The organism is uncultured Jannaschia sp. (assembly GCF_947494025.1).
Taxonomy (GTDB): Bacteria; Pseudomonadota; Alphaproteobacteria; order Rhodobacterales; family Rhodobacteraceae; genus Jannaschia.
Map to the genome: position 1 here is coordinate 1 of NZ_CANLTQ010000019.1, position 16,677 is coordinate 16,677.

Below are 16,677 nucleotides of genomic sequence, written 5' to 3' on the forward strand. Positions count from 1 at the left end.
GGTCGGGGCAGGCTCGAACATGCCGTCCAGCCATGCCGCTGGACGCGCCATGTGAATCCCGGACAGGCTTCGTGCAACTAGGCCGTTGTTGACGGTTCCTTGGAAACCCGAACGTCATCGAGCATTAATGAGACGTTGTTGCATAAAAATTTGAGCGGGATTCACTTGGTGGATCCTGACTGTTAAATCGGACGCATGCCCACGCCTTCTCTGATCCGCCACCGCACGGCGAACTGATCAGCCTACAATGCCGCGCCGTGCAAGCGGAGCCCGTTGTCGGTCTAGTTCGACCCCACCATGGTTTTGCCCGTGGAGAAGCCCGGCAGGCGGGGACGGCCCGAGGCCTTCTCGGATGTCGCGATCCGGACCTGCCTGACGTTGAAAGTGCTCTTCGGCCGTCCGCTTCGCCAGACGGTTGGACTGGCCGGGAGCCTGATCCGGATGGCGGGCCTTGAATGGCCGGTACCGGACTTTTCTAAGCTGAGCCGCCGCCAGACGCGGATCGCGGTGCAGATCCCGTATCGCGCCCCCGGTCTGCCGCTGAACCTCCTGATCGATAGTACCGGCATCAAGTTCCGTGGTGACGACGAGTGGCTGGCCCGCAAGCATGGCTCCTCGCGTGGAAAACAATGGAGGAAGGTACGTATCGCCATGGACGCAGGCACGGGCGACGTCCGGGCGGTCGAGTTCACCTCGAGCCGCCAGGGTGACAGCCCCCTGTTACCGGAGTTGTTGGCACAGATCCCGCCGGGCGAGCCGATCGGCACCGTTACCGCAGATGGTGCCTACGACACCCGGAAGTGCCATGACGCAATTATCGAACGAGGTGCAAACGGGATCATACCCATTCGCCGCAACGGGCGCGTATGGAGGGAAGATTATTCCGCTGCCATCGCACGAAACGAGAGCCTGCGGGCAACCCGACATTTGGGCCGGGCGTTCTGGAAGAGGTGGACCGAATACCACGTTCGCAGCCGGATCGAAGCGCGCATGAACTGCTGGAAGCTCTTCGGCGAAAGGATCATGTCGCAAGAGCCCGGCCGCCACACAGCCGAAATCCAAATCCGCATCGCCATCATGAACTGCACCTTGGCCCTCGAAAGGACTGAGATCGAGCCTGTCACCTGAACCGAGCGGGGAAGAGGGGCGGCACGCTTGACGCAGGGATAGCACAACACCGTCAAGCTGAAGGCTCGCCTCCGCCGCATCGGCGCACGTGCTTACGATCCCCTTCTCCAAGCCCTGAGCGACATCTGCGGCCTGTTCGATCCCGGGGAGTGCCGGAACTTCTTCAGTGCCGCAGGATACGTGCCTGATTAAACGCAAACCGCTTTAACCGGAACGATCGGTGCTGCCACGGTCGCCGGAAGGGCTTCAGCGCAGGCGTCGTTCGGTCGTTGCGTCGAAATACAGCGCGTTTGCAGGGTCGAAGCGCAACGCGACCTGCGTCCCCTCCGGAATCTCTCCATCGCTCCGGGTCTCGACCACGATCCGCGCGTCTTTGCCGTCGACCAGGTAGTCGTAGGCGACACCGCCGAGACGCTCGCGGATGTCGAGCCGGAGCGCCGATGCGCCTTCGTACACGCTCAGGTGCTGCGGACGGAGCCCTACGATGACGGGGGCCCCCTCACCCGGCAAGGTCACGTCGGTCTCGATCGGCACATCACTCAGGAGCGAAGCCACGACCTTGCCGTCTTTGACGGTCCCCTCGATGAAGTTCATCGAGGGCGAGCCGATGAATCCCGCGACGAATTTATTGTCGGGATCGGAGTAGAGGTGCATCGGCGTGCCCACCTGCTCGATATGGCCGGCGCGCAGCACCACGATCTTGTCGGCCAGAGTCATCGCCTCCACCTGATCGTGAGTGACGTAGATCATGGTCGCGCCGATCTCCTTGTGAAGGCGCGCGATCTCGATCCGCATGTCGACCCGAAGCTCGGCATCGAGGTTGGAAAGCGGCTCGTCGAACAGGAACACCTCGGGCCCGCGCACGATGGCGCGACCGATCGCGACGCGCTGGCGCTGGCCGCCGGACAGTGCTTTCGGCTTGCGCTTTAGATAGTCGCCGAGCTTGAGGATGCGGGCGGCCTCGGAGACCTTGCCGCGGATCTCCTCCTTCGGGTGCCCGTTCATCCTCAGGCCGAACCCCATGTTCTCCTCGACCGTCATGTGCGGGTAGAGCGCGTAAGTCTGGAAAACCATCGCCACGCCGCGGTCGGCGGCATCGATACGGGTGACGTCGCGCCCGCCGATGTGGATCGTGCCGTTGCTTGTCTCCTCGAGTCCGGCGATCATCCGCAGAAGCGTGGACTTGCCGCAGCCCGAGGGTCCTACGAAGACGCAGAACTCGCCGTCGTCGATCCGAAGATCGAGATCATGGATGACCTGCACTTCGCCGTATCTCTTGACTGCCTTTTCAAGCGTGACGCCGCTCATGGTATCTTCCTCCCTGGATTCCGTATGTACGTCAGCCCGGGAACTGCCAGTCCGCGGCGGCTCCGGCGATCTCGGTCGCGGTTTCGACCAATGCCGACCGCAGCGCGGCGAGGTCGTCGAGCGTTTTTCGGGCCGTAGCGCTGGTGACGGACAGCGCGCCGAGGACGCGCCCGGCAGGCGCAAGGATCGGCGCCGCGATGCAGACGATACCCGGTTCGTGCTCCTCGCGGTCGTAGGCCACCCCCTCGGCCCGGACCTGCGCCAGTTCCACCTCCAGCGCCGCGGGTGTCGTGATCGTGGTCGCGGTATGGGCGTGGAAGGCCTGCAGCTTCAGCGCGGCCGCACGCTCGTCGTCGGGCAGATGGGCCAGCATCGCCTTGCCGAGGCCGGTGCAATAGGCCGGGCCGACCTTGCCCGCTTCCGAGAACATCTCGATCGGATGACGGGCGTTCCGCTTGTCCATGTAGAGAACCTGACCGCGTGCCAGCTGCGCGAGATGGATCGTTTCGCCGGACCGCGCCGAGAGCGCGTCGAGATAGGGCCGCGCGATCGGCGCCAGTGAGGTCTGCCGCCAGGCCGCATGCGCCAGGCGCACGAGACGCAGTCCGGGCGCATAGGTGCCCGCCGTCGCCTCGAAGGTCAGCATGCCCTGGTTCGTCAGCGTCTGGAGCAGCCGGTAGAGTGTTGCTCTGGGCCAAGGCGATCGGGCCAGCAGTTCGCCGAACCGTACGGGTCGGCCGTGCCCCGCCACCATGTCGAGCACCTCGAGCGCCTTGCCGACGGTACCGTCGCCGCCTGTCTGGGGTGCCTGCTGGTTCATGTGCGGCTGCAGCCTCCGATGGTCGGGTGTTGACAGCCATAGACTGCGTCCCGCATAGTTTCAATAGTTGGACAGATGTTTCACATAATGGAACACCCGATGTCGAATTATAGGGAGGACTTCATGCTCAGACTTTCATGCTCGGCAATGGCGGCGCTGGCGATGACGGCATCGCTGGCGCCGCCTGCGGATGCACAGGATCTGTCCGGCACGCTCACCATCTTCTCGGACATGTCGAATCCGGCGCCGCGCGCGGTGATGGAGGGCATGGCGGAGCGGTTCGACGCGATGCACCCCGACCTCGAGGTCGAACTCACGATCATCGACCGCGAGGCGTACAAGACGCAGATCCGCAACTTTCTTTCCGCGAACCCGCCCGACGTGGCGAACTGGTACGCGGCAAATCGGATGGCGCCGTATGTCGGCGCCGGTCTGTTCGAGGACGTCTCCGATCTCTGGGCAGAGCCCGAGATCTCCGAGAACCTTGCCTCCACCAAAAGCGCTCTGACGCTCGACGGCAAGCAGTGGGGCGTGCCCTACACCTACTATCAGTGGGGCGTGTACTACCGCGAAGACATCTACGAGGAACTGGGTCTTGACGAGCCGCAGGACTGGGCGGCGTTCAAGTCCAACTGCCAGGCGATCCTCGATTCGGGCCGCAAGTGCTTCACCATCGGAACCAAGTTCCTTTGGACCGCAGGCGGCTGGTTCGACTACATCAACTTGCGGACCCATGGCTACGACTTCCACATGCAGCTGACTCAAGGCGAGGTGGAGTGGACCGACGACCGCGTCCGCGAGACCTTCGCCAACTGGCGCGAGCTCATCGACATGGGAGCCTACGTCGACAACCATCAGTCCTACAGCTGGCAGGAAGCGCTGCCGTTCATGGTCAACGGCGAGGCCGCGGCCTACCTGATGGGCAACTTCGCGGCGGCCCCGATGCGCGAGGCCGGGCTCGGGGACGACCAGCTCGACTTCTATCAGTTCCCCGCGATCAACCCCGACGTGGAACTGGCCGAGGACGCGCCGACCGACACGTTCCACATTCCGGCGGGCGCCGACAACAAGGAGGCCGCGCGCGAATTCCTGCGCTTCGTGGTTTCCGCCGAGAACCAGACCGAGATCAACTCCGGCGACGCGTTGGGTCAGTTGCCGGTGAACGCTCAGAGCTCGGTCGACGACGACGAGATGCTGAAGCAGGGCTTCGAAATGCTGTCGTCGAACAGCCCCGGCGGCATCGCGCAGTTCTTCGATCGCGACGCGCCGGCCGAAATGGCCGCGATCGCGATGGAAGGGTTTCAGGAATTCATGGTGTTCCCGGACAACCTCGACGACATCCTCGGTCGTCTGGAGCAGGCCCGCCAGCGCATCTATCAGTAATCCTTGCATGCGTCCCTGCGGTCAGATGCCTGCGGGGGCGCCGGCGACCTTTCCCGCGTCGCGGCTCCGTCCGGACGCTCCATGCACGCTTCCAAGGGAGGAGAGCGCGCCATGACCACCGCCACCTTGCCGGACACCCACGCCGATCGCGGACCGGGTTGGTTCCGACGCAACCGAAGGACTCTCGCGCCTTGGCTCTTTCTGGCCCCGGGGGTGGTGTTCTTCCTGTTCTATGTCGTCTTTCCGGTCTTCCAGAGCTTCCAGATCTCCTTCTACCGCTGGGACGGGCTGAGCGATCCACAATATGTGGGTCTCGCCAATTATCGGGAACTCGCGACCGACCGCGCCTTCGAGGTCTCGGTCTGGAACAACTTCAAGTGGCTGCTGCTCTACCTGCTGGCCATTCCCGGCGGGCTTTTCATCGCGCTCTTCCTGAACCAGACGGTGACGGGAATCCGCGTCTACAAGTCTTTATTCTTCTTCCCCTTCGTGATCAGCCAGGTCGTCGTCGGACTTGTCTTCACATGGTTCTACGATCCGACTTTCGGTCTGCTGAACACGATGCTGCAAGGCATCGGCTTCGGCCCGGTCAACGTACTCGGCGATCCGACGCTCGCGACCTACGGCATCATCGCCGCCGGTCTCTGGCCGCAAGTCGCCTACTGCATGATCCTTTTCCTGACCGGCCTCAACGCGGTCGATCCCGAACAGGTCGAGGCGGCGAGGCTCGACGGCGCCAGGGGGGTCCGGATGCTGTGGTACATCATCCTGCCGCAGCTGCGGCCGGCGACCTTCATCGCCTTCGTGGTGACGATCATCGGGGCGCTGCGCTCGTTCGATCTGATCTCGATCATGACCAATGGCGGGCCGTTCGGCTCGACCCGGGTGCTGTCCTTCTACATGTTCGAGAAGGCGCTGTCGGAATACGGCTTCCGCATGGGCTACGGCGCCGCGATCGCCGTCGTGCTCTTCCTCATCATGCTTTGCTTCATCGCCTATTTCCTGTGGTCGATGTGGCGCCAGGAACAGGGGCGCTGAGATGTTTCCCAGACCGATCCAGCAGGCGTCGCGGGGCGCCCAGATCAGCTACCAGTCACTGATCCCGGTAGCGCTCATCCTGTGGCTCGCGCCCCTGATCGCGGTGGCGATCTTCTCGATCAAGCCGGACACCGACTTCACCACCGGCAACTATTGGAGCTGGCCCTCGCGGTTCGAGGGAGCGGCGAACTACGGCAAGGTCTTCTTCGAATCCGACATGCCGCGGTACCTGATGAACTCGGTGCTGATCACCGTGCCCACGGTGATCGGTGCGGTGGCGCTGTCGTGCATGACCGGCTTCGCGCTTGGCGTCTACAAGTTCCGCGGCAACCTGTGGCTGTTCTTCATGTTCGTCGCGGGCAACTTCGTGCCGTTCCAGATCCTCATGGTGCCGGTGCGGGACCTGACGCTCGATCTGGGGCTCTACAACACCAAGACCGGGCTCGTGCTGTTCCACATCGCGTTCCAGACCGGGTTCTGCACGCTCTTCATGCGCAACTTCATCCGGGCGCTGCCGTTCGAGCTGATCGAGGCCGCCCGGGTCGAGGGCGTGGCCGAGTGGCGGATCTTCTGGTTCGTCGTTCTGCCGCTCATGAAACCCGCCATCGCTGCGCTGTCGGTGCTGATCTTCACCTTCATCTGGAACGACTATTTCTGGGCCGTCGTGCTGACCCAGGGCGCCGAGAGCCAGCCGGTCACCGCCGGCATCACCTCCTTCAACGCGCAGTATCGCGCCGCCTATCACCTGATGAGCGCGGGTTCGATCGTGGCAGCGCTGCCGCCCGTGGCCATGTTCTTCATGATGCAGCGCCATTTCATCGCGGGTCTGACCCTCGGCGCGGTGAAATGATCCGCACGTGGACGCTCGAGGACGAAACCCAAAGCCTCGTCCTCGCCTCCCGGGACGATCGACTGCCGCAGGTCGTCTATTGGGGCCCGCGTCTGCCCTCGGACGAGGCGCGGACGCTGGCCGAGGCGGCCGCCCGCGACGTCACGGGCGGGATGCTCGACCGCAATCCCGACCTGTCGATCTGTCCCGAGGCGTCGCAGACCTTCGCGGGCCAGCCCGGCCTCCTCGTCCGCGCGGCCGACGGTACACCGCTTGTACCGCGCTTCCGTTACGTCGAGGTGCGCACGGCGCCGGGCGCGGTCGATCTGGTCTGGCGGGACGATGATTTTGGTCTGACCTATCATGCGAGACTGGCGCTCGATCCGCAGACCGGGATGATCGCCGCGCGCGCGGCGATCGAAGCCGACGAGGCCGTCCTTCTCGACTGGCTCGCCGCGCCGGTCTTTCCCGCCGCCGATGCCTGCCTCGAGATGATCGACGTCTCGGGCCGGTGGTGCGGCGAGTTCGCGCTCAACCGCGTGCCGTGGGTGCCCGGCATCCGCCTGCGCGAGAACCGCACGGGACGCACCGGACATGAGCATTTGCCGCTGCTCTACCTTCCGGAGGCGGGCGCCACCAATACCGGGGGCTGCGTCACCGCCTTCCATTACGGCTGGTCCGGTGGGCACCGGATGGTTGCCGAGGAACTGCCCGACGGCCGCCGCCAGATTCAGTTCGGCCACGCGGGCCGGACCGAGACCGCGCCGGGCAGGCGGTTCGAGACGGCGACGCTCTACGCCTGTCGCTCCGACCGTGGCCTGAACGGCTGCGCCGTATCCTTCCAGCGCCACCTGCGAGACCGCATCTTGACGTGGCCCAAGCCCGATGCGCCGCGCCCGGTGCATTACAATTGCTGGGAGGCGGTCTATTTCGACCATGCGCTGCCCGAGCTGACCAAGATCGCCAGCCGTGCCGCCGCACTCGGCGCCGAGCGCTTCGTGCTCGATGACGGCTGGTTCGGCCGGCGCGACGACGACGCCGCGGCCCTGGCCGACTGGACCGTCGATCCGCGCAAGTATCCGGACGGCCTCGGCCCTCTGATCGATCACGTGCATGAAGAGGGCATGTCGTTCGGGCTCTGGTTCGAGCCCGAGATGATCAGCCCCGACAGCGATGCCTACCGCGCGCATCCCGACTGGGCGCTAGGCCATGCCGACCAGACGCTGGGGCGCCGGCAAATGGCGCTCGACATGAGCCGCAAGGATGTGCGCGACCATCTGTACGAGCGGATCGCGGAAATTCTGTCGGCCTACGAGGTCGACTACATCAAGTGGGACCACAATCGCGTCCTGCCTCTGCCCGACGGCGCGCAGACGCGCGGCACCTACGCGCTGCTCGACCGGCTGCGCGCCGCCTTTCCCGCCGTCGAGATCGAGAGCTGTGCCAGCGGCGGCGGCCGGATCGATTTCGGGATCCTGGAGCGGACCCAACGTGTCTGGCTCTCGGATTCCAACGATGCGCTCGAACGGATGCGCATCCAGCATGACGCGGCGCTGCTCCTGCCGCTCGCGGTCACCGGCAGCCATGTCGGCCCGCGCCGGTGCCACACCTCGGGTCGGATGCTCGATATCCGCGTACGCGCCTGGGTCGCCGCGCAACGCCACATGGGATTCGAGATGGACCCGCGCGAACTGACCGAGGACGAGGCGGAGGTGCTGACCGAAGTCACCGCCTGGTGGAAACGCAATCGCGACTGGATGCGGCAGGCCGACATTCTGCGGCTCGACAGCGCCGATCCCGCGATAATCGCCGAAGAGCAACTGGCCGCCGATGGCGGACGCTTCGTGGTCTTCGCGGGCAAGGCGCGCAGCTCCGACCAGATCGTGCCGCGTCCGCTGCGGCTGACCGGTCTCGACCCGGCGGCGCGCTACCGCGTCACACTGCTGAACCGCGAGGAAGCGCCGGCGGGCCTGTCGCGCGGGGCGACCGCTCTCTCTGTCGGACCGGTCACGATGTCGGGTCAGGCGCTGATGCATCACGGCCTCGTCCTGCCGTGGAGCTTTCCCGAAACAATGTGGGTGCTCGAGGGCGCGCGGCTGTGATGTCGCGTCAGCCCCCATCCATGCAGGACCACCCCGCGGGACGGAAGCGAGCCGCATGGACATGACCGCCACCTTTTCCGATCTCAACGGAGTCTCCGTCCTCATCACCGGCGGCGGGTCGGGTATCGGCGCCGCGCTGACCGAAGGTTTCCTGCGAATGGGTGCCAGGGTCGCCTGGATCGCCGTCGACCGGGGCACGTCGAATCTGCGGCTCTGGCTCATGGACGCCGAGGGGACCGTGATCGAGAAGCGCGGTTCCGACAAGGGGATGAACGCGCTCGACCGCACCGGGTTCGAGCCGACGCTGGTGGAGATGGCCGTCGACGTACTGCCCGAGAACGGTTTGGCGCCGGTGATCGTCTGCGGGATAGCGGGCTCGCGCCAAGGTTGGACCGAGGCGCCCTACTTCCCCGCGACAGCGCGGGCGCAGATGAATGGACGGACCACATGAGTCGAGAGATCATCGCGATCCTGCGCGGCATCACGCCCGATGACGCGGTCTCGGTCTGCGAGGCGCTGATCAGCGCGGGCATCGACCGGATCGAGGTGCCGCTCAACTCGCCCGAGCCCTTCGACAGCATCGGCCGCATGGTGGAGACGGCCGGCGATCGCGCGGTAATCGGCGCATGCATGGTCGTCTCCCCCGATTGCAATCCCGAGGTGATCCGCGCCACCAAGGCGGCGGGCATGCTGTCCTATCCCGGCGTCTTTGCCGCAACGGAATGCTTTGCGGCACTCCGCGCGGGTGCCGACGGGCTGAAGGTCTTTCCGGCCGGCAAGCTCGGCACCGACGGGCTGAAAGCGCTGTCCGCAGTACTGCCGCGCGAGACCAGGATCTATGCCGTAGGCGGCGTCGGGCCCGGCGATTTCGCCGCGTGGCATGCTGCCGGCACGACCGGCTTCGGCATTGGAACGGGCATCTACACGCCCGGGCTCGGGGTCGCCGAAGTGACCCGCAAGGCCGCCGCCCTGGTCGCCGCCTGGGACGCGCTGCACGTGTGAGCCATTCTGGTGCGAAAGGAAATCCGATGAAACGCACGCTGGGCGTCTGCTATTACCCGGAGCACTGGCCGCGCGAGATCTGGGACGAGGATGCGGCACGCATGGCCGCCGTGGGTCTGACTTGGGTCCGGATCGGCGAATTCGCCTGGAAGCGGATCGAGCCGCAGCCCGACGTGCTCGACTGGACATGGCTCGACGACGCGATCGAGGTGCTCGGCGCGGCGGGGCTGAAGGTCGTACTCGGCACGCCAACCGCGACGCCGCCTCGCTGGGTTCTGAACCGCCATCCCGACATGCTCGCCGTCGACGCGGAGGGGCGCCCGCGCAAGTTCGGCTCGCGTCGCCACTACTGCTTTTCGCACCAGGGCTACCGTGCTGAATGCCGCCGCATCGTGACGCTGATGGCGGACCGGTACGGCCGCAACCAACACGTCGCCGCCTGGCAGACAGACAACGAGTACGGCTGCCACGAAACGGTGATCTCGTACTCCGACGCCGCGGGCGCGGCATTCCGTGACTGGCTCGCGCAGCGCTACCAGTCGGTGGACGCGCTCAACCGCGCATGGGGCAACGCTTTCTGGTCGATGGACTACGACAGCTTCGACGAGATCGACCTGCCCAACCTCACGGTGACCGAGCCGAACCCGGCCCATGCGCTGGACTTCCGGCGGTTCTCCTCCGACCAGGTAGCGAGCTTCAACCGGGCCCAGGTCGAGATCCTGCACGCGCGCACCGATGCGCCGCTCGCGCACAACTACATGGGCCGCGAGATCGGCTTCGATCATTTCCGGGTTGGCGCCGACCTCGATATCGCGAGCTGGGATTCCTATCCGCTGGGCTTCCTCGAGGATCGCGTCGGAGCGGATGCCGAGACCCAGCGGCTCTACGCACGTCAGGGCGACCCGGACTTCCAGGCCTTCCACCACGATCTCTACCGCGCGGTCGGGCGCGGACGCTGGTGGGTGATGGAGCAGCAGCCCGGTCCGGTGAACTGGGCACCCCACAACCCCGCGCCGTTGCCCGGCATGGTCCGGCTCTGGTCGTGGGAGGCCTTCGCCCACGGCGCCGAGGCGGTGTGCTATTTCCGTTGGCGGCAGGCGCCGTTCGCGCAGGAGCAGATGCATTCGGGGCTGCTGCGTCCCGACAGCTCCGACGCCCCCGCGATCGACGAGGCTTGCCAGGTCGCCCGCGAGATTGCAGCGGCGCCCGAGTTGGCACCGGTGCGGGCGCCGGTCGCCCTGATTTTTGATTTCGACGCTGCCTGGGCCTGGCAGGTCCAGCCGCACGGACAGGGGCTGTCCTATTTCGAGCTGGTCTTCGAACATTACCGTGCCCTGCGCCGACAGGGCCTTTCGATCGATATCGTGGCGCCGGAGGCGGACATCGAGGGCTACCGCGTCGTTCTTGCCCCGGGCGTGATGCACATGCCGGACGAGATGAAGTCGCGGCTGGCGCGCAGCGACGCGCAGGTCCTGATCGGGCCGCGCAGCGCCGCCCGCGACGCCAGCTTCTCGATCCCGGTGCCGCTGCCGCCGGCTTGGCCAGGACTGGACGTGACCGTCGCCCGCGTCGAGACGTTGCGCCCGGACCTGCCGGTCACGCTGGCGGGCGGGGGCCACGCCGTCCGCTACCTCGAAACGCTCGAAGGCACCGCCGAGCCGGTGCTCACCACGGCGGCCGGAGCGCCGGTCGCGATGCGCAGCGGCGCGGTGACCTACATGGGCGGCTGGGGCGATGACACGGCGCTGGACCGGCTGGTGGCGGACCTCGCGGCCCGGGCCGGGATCGAGACGCGCAAGATGCTCTCTGGCGTGCGTGTGCGCGAAACCGGCACCGAGCGGTTCTGGTTCAACTATGGTCCCGACCCCGTGGAGACGCCCGTGGGGCGGCTGGAACCGGCAGGGATGTTGCGTGAAAGGTTGGTTACCTGACCGGAAACCAATCGGTCGCAGCAGTCGGTCTCAGCGGAGTCCGCGGGAAAGTTCAGCGCGCGGGTGCGTCTGGAGGACGGGCGTAGGAATATGACGGTTGCATCAACGCTCCACTCGGGCGCGGACTTTCACACCGTCGGCAGAAAAACCCTGTTTGTCCGGATCGCCATCGCTCTCTGCGAATGACCGGTACGGCGACCTGCGCTTCGCTTCGGAGTTCCAGATGCTTCGGCCGAGCGCGCCCCGCCGGATATTCTGCACGTGGACTGGAGAAGTAGCGAACGACTGAAAAGTCCAAGGTTTCGAAGTCTAAGGTTTGCGGCTGCTGAATGCTCGCCATTCAGCGGCGATAAACCTGACAAGGAGGAAAGCGCGGGCGGATTTCGGTGCTATGGGAATCGTGGTTCAGGGCGTTCTCAGGCGATGCGCCGAACTTCGGGCCCGCTGACGCCGAGCGGCGCAGGCCCGTCGATTTTGGCAGACCGATGTTGTCGCGCGGTGTTCCGTTTGGCCATCCGGGACCTGTTTCGATGCAAGTTCTGATCGAACGGTCACACACACTATTGGGTCCGACGCCTCGGGATCGCAGGGCCGGGTGTGACGGGTGGATCATGCGGCATCCTCCCCCGGCGGCGCGCGGGACTGCGGGATCCGGTCGCGGGGTAAGGTCTCGACGACGCGCATCGCACCGCCGCATCGGGGGCATGCCTGGCACGGGTCTTGCGCATCGGCATCTGTGCGCCCGTTCTTGCCGGTTGTTCGATCCGGCTCTCGCTCCGTGTCTATCAGACGCCTGATCGTCTCGATCCTGTCGCGGCGGATGCCGTTGGCGAGGAAGCCGGTGTGGCGGATGCGGTGGAAGCCGGACGGCAGGACGTGGACCAGGAACCGGCGGATGAACTCGATCGTGGCCAGGCGCATGACCCTCATCCGATCTCAGCGCTTGATGCGGTAGTCCTTCCACCGGAAGGCCACGGTGCCGGCGTCCGCGCTGACGAGACGGTGGTTCGAAATAGCCACCCGGTGGGTGTACCGGCTGAGATAGGCCAGGACCGCCTCGGGGCCGCCGAAGGGCGGCTTGGCGTAGACGACCCAGTCGACCTTGCGCAGCGGCGCGAGATGGGCCGCGAAGGTGCTCGTGTCGGCCAGCTCCGACAGATCGCCGAAGAAGGCCAGCTCGCCCGCCTCGTGCAGCCTGACCAATTCTTCGAGGAACAGGCGCCGGAACAGCCTCGATCTTGGCATGACCCAGCGGGACCTGGATCACCCGGATATCGGTCTTACCCTCCATCAGATGGGTGGCGAAGCTGTGTCGCAGCGTGTGCGGCGAGACCCTCTTCCTGATCTCGGCGAAGTCGCAAGCCGCGCCGAACGCGCGGTTGAACTGCCGAGTCGAGATCGGGTCGACCCGGTTGCGAGCGGGAAAGAGCCAGCCCGCGGGCCGGGCTTCGCGGTATTAGTCGCGCAGCAGCGTCAGCAGGCTGGGCGACAGCATCACATGCCGGTGCTTGCAGCCCTTTCCCTGATCGATCCGGATCAGCATCCGGTCACTGTCGATATCGGTTTCACGGAGATGGGTCACCTCGCTGGCACGAAGGCCGCCGCCATGTGCGGTACGCAGGGACCGTGGCTCCGGCGGGGCCGCGTAAGCCCGAGCAACGAACGCGGCCCGGTACTTCAGGCCGGGGCCCTGGGCGACTTCGAGAATGCGCGTCACCTCCTCGGCGCTGAGCACCACCGGGATCTTCTTCGCCAGACGCTGATACCGCATGTGGCGGTTCATCTCGGCGCGCGTGGGTCGCTGACGGTCTGGTTCGATCCCGGCATGGCTTGGCACGCGGCGCCGTCGGGCAAGCGCGGCGCGCAGCCGGTCTAGAGCGAAGCTGCGATCCAGGCCTGCCTGACCCCTGCCCGGCAGGTCATCACGCAGTGATGTCCCGAAAGGGATCGAAGTTCTCTTCGGCCTGCCGCTGCGACAGACGAACGGCTTCGTCGCGAGCCTGCTGAAGCTGGCAGGGCTCGACTGGCCAGTCCCGGCCTCTGTGCCGGCGGCAGAAGATCCTGGCCCTGCAACTGCCCTATCGTGGCAGCGGCGGGCTGCTGCACCTGCTCGTGCCCTCCCGGGATCATGCTGCGCATGACCCTGCGGGGCAGCGGATGGCGCCTATGACGGCCGGACCTGTCGCGACGCTATCGCCCGCCGGGGCGCCGACGCGAGCATCCCGCCGGGACGCAACGCCAAGCCGTGGAAGAAGGACAGCCCGGGGCGGGGGCGAGAAACGAGGCCCTGCGTGCGATCAAGCGCTTCGGCCGGGCGTTCTGGCGCAAGTGGAGCGGATCCCATCGCCGCAGCCGTGCGGAAACGAAGCCTCTCGGGACATTGCTGCGCAATGCCCTGCCGGCCAATGGATGAACCGCCTGAAGCTGCTGGGTCAGAGGCTCGCCGCCCGCGACTCCGATCGACAGACCGCCGAGCGTCAAATCCGCATCGCCATCCTCAACCGCTCCACCGCCCTCGGTATCCCCGTGACGCGGCCCGTCGGATGAAATCAGACGGGGAAAGGGAACCTTCAGCCTTCAGACGCTTCGTGCAACAGCGCCCTACCCGGCCCATCATCGACGCCGCACCGTGTTGACACTCCGCTTCCACTATCATACCGACCAACCGTCGGTTTTTAAGGTTGGAGCGATGCGGTGGATCACGACGGCGACTCCCGCACCCAGATCAATCTGCAGTCCAAGCGGGTCCGCCTGGCGCGGGACATGCGACGGTCGCAGATCCTCGACGCCGCGCAGGCGCTGTTCGTCGCGCGCGGCTGGGACGCCGTGACCATCGCCGACGTGCTGGCCGAGGCGGGCATCTCGAAGGGCGGCTTCTACCACCACTTCTCCGCCAAGGAGGATCTGCTCGACGCCTTGGTGGAGCGCTTCACCGAGCGGGCGATGGACGGCACGGCCGGGGCGCGGGAAGCTGAAGGCGACGCACTGGCACGCTTCAACACATTCGTCGACGCGTCGAACCGGTGGCGGGCCGAGCACGGACCCGAGCTGCGCTTCTTCCTCGACGTGATGCTGCAGCCGGGCAACGAGACGCAGTTCGCGCGCATCAACGCCGCCTCGGCGGAGGTCACGCTGCCGGTCCTGCGCGGGCTGATCGAGGAAGGCGCGTGCTCCGGGCGCTTCGATGTTCCCGACGCGGGGCTAGTGGCGGAAACGATCCTCGCCCTTGGGCATGGCCGCCGCGCGGCGCTGCGCGCGGCCGTGAAGGCGACCGACGCGGGCGATCTTGACGCCGCCGCGCTGACGCTGGAGGCGCGGATGGCGGGCGAGGCCCGGCTGATCGACCGGCTGCTGGGCCTGCCGCCGGGCAGCGTCGTGCTTTCGGAGGCGGGCAAGCACCGCGAGATGCTGGCCGCCATTGCCGCGCCGTGCGGCGACCGACGACCGCGGGCACCGAAACCAACCCGGACACCGAAACCAGGCAGCGAAAGGAGACCCCCATGCTGACCGTCAAGGAACTGAAACCGAACGTCTACGAGCTGACGCTGAAGGGCGTCGTCGACAAGACGGACATCGAGACTATGGAGCGGGAGTTGACGCCTGCGCTCAAGGGCGACGGCCCTCTAAGCCTGATCCTGCGCGCGGAGGAGTGGCGCGACATCACCGCCGACGCCATGGCCGCCGACATGCGCTTCGAGTTCGGCCTCCTGCCGCAATGGGCGAAGATCGCCCGGATGGCCGTCGTCACCGACCTGCAGGCATTCGAGGCGCTGATGCGGTGGGTCGACCCGATCGTGCCGATGATCCACATGCGCTCCTTCCCCGCCTCCGAGGCCGCGGCGGCCGAGGCCTTCGCGTCGGACCTGCCGGACCGCGCCGCCGCCGCGGACGGTTCGGGCATCCGGCTCCTGTCGGACGGCTCGGACGGGCTGGTCGCCTTCGAGGTGACGGGCCGGATCACGAAGTCGGACGTCGACGCCGTCTTCGCGCCGCTGGAGGACGTGATGCAGGGCGACCGCAAGGTCGGCGTCCTGGCGAAGTTCAACGACTGGGACGGGTTCGACCCCGGCCTCTTCACGGATGCCGGCGGAATGATGGGCTCCAAGATGGGAATGGCGGGCCACATGACGCGCTACGCTGTCGTCGGCGCGCCCGGCTGGATGCGGGGCATGGTGTCGGCCATGGCGCCGATGATGCCCTTCGAGATGCGCAGCTTCGAGGCGTCCGATGCCGCGCAGGCCGAGGCCTGGGCCCGCGCGGGCTGAACGACAACGGTTCGCCGCCTCGCGGCGCGGCGCGGCGAACCGTCCGACCACATCGGACGCGTGGCCACGGAGGCACGGGAATGGGACGTTTGCAGGACGGGATCGCCCTCGTCACGGGCGGCGCGGCGGGGATCCGGCTGGAAACGGCGCGGCTCTGCCTGGCCGAGGGCGCGCGGGTGGCGCTGGTGGACTCGTGCGTCGCGGATCTCGCGCGGCGACCGCCGATCCGGACGGCGGCGCGGACGTGCTGACGATCACGGCGGACGTGAGCGGAGAGGAGGACACCCGGCGCTACGTCTCGGAGACGGTTCGGGCGTTCGGGCATATCGACGTCCTCTTCAACAACGCCGGGATCGGGGGCCGTGTGGTCCCGCTAACCGAGCGGAGCGTCGAGGACTTCGACCGCGTGATCGCGGTGAATGTGCGGAGTGCGTTCCTGAGCTTGAGGCAGGTCCTCCCGGCCATGAAGAAGGGGCGGGCCGGCAGCGTCGTCAAGATGTCGTCCATCGCCGGGCTGAAAGGCAGCCCGAACGTCGCGCGCTACATTCCCTCCAAGCACGCCGTCGTGGACTTGACCCGTGCGGCGGCGGTAGAGGCGGCGTCGTTCGGCGTGCGCGTCCACTCGGTCCACCCCTCCCCGGTCGATACGCGGATGATGCGGTCGCTGGAGGCGCAGTTTGACCCAGATCATGGTGACGCGGCGAAGCGCGGGCTAGTGTCACAGACACCGCTCGGCCGCTACGGCCGGTCCATGGACGTGGCGCAGTTGGCGCTGTTCCCCGCCCCCGACGCGTCGCGCTTCGTCACCGGGGCGCGATATGCGGTCGGCGGCGGCATGGCCGCGACCTGACCGCCCCAAAAGATTGGAGCT

General features: G+C 66.6%; 13 protein-coding genes and 4 pseudogenes. 13 read left to right on the forward strand and 4 right to left on the reverse strand.

Translation table 11 applies throughout. From position 1 onward, the window contains the following. Nucleotides 1–195 precede the first annotated feature (195 nt). Nucleotides 196–1,128: pseudogene (locus Q1B08_RS15775) on the forward strand (IS5 family transposase). Nucleotides 1,129–1,374: 246 nt separating this feature from the next. Here the strand turns inward: Q1B08_RS15775 and ugpC are convergent. Continuing rightward, nucleotides 1,375–2,436, reverse strand: a complete 1,062-nt coding sequence (ugpC, locus tag Q1B08_RS15780; protein ID WP_299821005.1) for a sn-glycerol-3-phosphate ABC transporter ATP-binding protein UgpC — start codon at nt 2,434–2,436, stop codon at nt 1,375–1,377. A 31-nt stretch (nt 2,437–2,467) separates the two neighbouring features. Beyond that, complete coding sequence (locus Q1B08_RS15785) at nt 2,468–3,256, reverse strand: IclR family transcriptional regulator (protein WP_299821008.1); 789 nt, start codon at nt 3,254–3,256, stop codon at nt 2,468–2,470. 123 nt (nt 3,257–3,379) lie between these two features. On the opposite strand from Q1B08_RS15785, the gene Q1B08_RS15790 reads away from it, so the two are divergent. The 7 genes from Q1B08_RS15790 (at nt 3,380) to Q1B08_RS15820 (ending at nt 11,541) form a co-directional block, all read left to right on the forward strand. After that, on the forward strand, nt 3,380–4,639 hold the full coding sequence (locus tag Q1B08_RS15790; RefSeq protein ID WP_299821011.1) for an ABC transporter substrate-binding protein: 1,260 nt from the start codon (nt 3,380–3,382) through the stop codon (nt 4,637–4,639). 111 nt (nt 4,640–4,750) lie between these two features. Further along, a complete protein-coding gene (locus tag Q1B08_RS15795) occupies nt 4,751–5,677 on the forward strand; it encodes a sugar ABC transporter permease (RefSeq protein ID WP_299821014.1) in 927 nt (308 codons plus the stop codon). A 1-nt stretch (nt 5,678) separates the two neighbouring features. Beyond that, the gene (locus tag Q1B08_RS15800) at nt 5,679–6,527 is read left to right on the forward strand and encodes a carbohydrate ABC transporter permease (protein ID WP_299821017.1); all 849 of its coding nucleotides are present in this window, start codon (nt 5,679–5,681) and stop codon (nt 6,525–6,527) included. Then, on the forward strand, nt 6,524–8,608 hold the full coding sequence (locus Q1B08_RS15805; protein WP_299821019.1) for an alpha-galactosidase: 2,085 nt from the start codon (nt 6,524–6,526) through the stop codon (nt 8,606–8,608). The genes Q1B08_RS15800 and Q1B08_RS15805 overlap by 4 nt, the downstream gene beginning before the upstream one ends. Before the next feature lie 55 nt (nt 8,609–8,663). After that, nucleotides 8,664–9,059, forward strand: coding sequence for a 2-dehydro-3-deoxygalactonokinase (locus Q1B08_RS15810; RefSeq protein ID WP_299821021.1), 396 nt, complete (start codon nt 8,664–8,666; stop codon nt 9,057–9,059). Next, nucleotides 9,056–9,610, forward strand: coding sequence for a 2-dehydro-3-deoxy-6-phosphogalactonate aldolase (locus Q1B08_RS15815; protein ID WP_299821023.1), 555 nt, complete (start codon nt 9,056–9,058; stop codon nt 9,608–9,610). The genes Q1B08_RS15810 and Q1B08_RS15815 overlap by 4 nt, the downstream gene beginning before the upstream one ends. A 26-nt stretch (nt 9,611–9,636) precedes the next feature. Then, nucleotides 9,637–11,541: a beta-galactosidase gene (locus Q1B08_RS15820; protein ID WP_299821026.1), complete on the forward strand. Its 1,905-nt coding sequence runs from the start codon at nt 9,637–9,639 to the stop codon at nt 11,539–11,541. 609 nt (nt 11,542–12,150) lie between these two features. On the opposite strand, the pseudogene Q1B08_RS15825 reads toward Q1B08_RS15820, so the two are convergent. After that, a pseudogene (locus tag Q1B08_RS15825) lies at nt 12,151–12,777 on the reverse strand (transposase); the annotation flags it as partial. Between the two features lie 49 nt (nt 12,778–12,826). Then, nucleotides 12,827–13,324, reverse strand: a pseudogene (locus Q1B08_RS15830) (tyrosine-type recombinase/integrase); the annotation flags it as partial. A gap of 9 nt (nt 13,325–13,333) precedes the next feature. Here Q1B08_RS15830 and Q1B08_RS15835 point away from each other — a divergent pair. The 5 genes and pseudogenes from Q1B08_RS15835 to Q1B08_RS15855 all read left to right on the forward strand — a co-directional run. Then, nucleotides 13,334–14,088, forward strand: a pseudogene (locus Q1B08_RS15835) (transposase); the annotation flags it as partial. Between the two features lie 147 nt (nt 14,089–14,235). Next, nucleotides 14,236–15,048 (forward strand): TetR/AcrR family transcriptional regulator, encoded by an 813-nt coding sequence (locus Q1B08_RS15840; protein ID WP_299821029.1) that lies wholly within the window; start codon nt 14,236–14,238, stop codon nt 15,046–15,048. After that, entirely contained in the window at nt 15,042–15,806 is a 765-nt protein-coding gene (locus Q1B08_RS15845; RefSeq protein ID WP_299821031.1) for an STAS/SEC14 domain-containing protein, read from the forward strand. Before Q1B08_RS15840 ends, Q1B08_RS15845 begins: the two co-directional genes overlap by 7 nt. Before the next feature lie 80 nt (nt 15,807–15,886). Continuing rightward, the gene (locus Q1B08_RS15850; protein WP_299821033.1) at nt 15,887–16,057 is read left to right on the forward strand and encodes a hypothetical protein; all 171 of its coding nucleotides are present in this window, start codon (nt 15,887–15,889) and stop codon (nt 16,055–16,057) included. Beyond that, entirely contained in the window at nt 16,051–16,656 is a 606-nt protein-coding gene (locus Q1B08_RS15855; RefSeq protein ID WP_299821036.1) for an SDR family oxidoreductase, read from the forward strand. Before Q1B08_RS15850 ends, Q1B08_RS15855 begins: the two co-directional genes overlap by 7 nt. Nucleotides 16,657–16,677 lie beyond the last annotated feature (21 nt).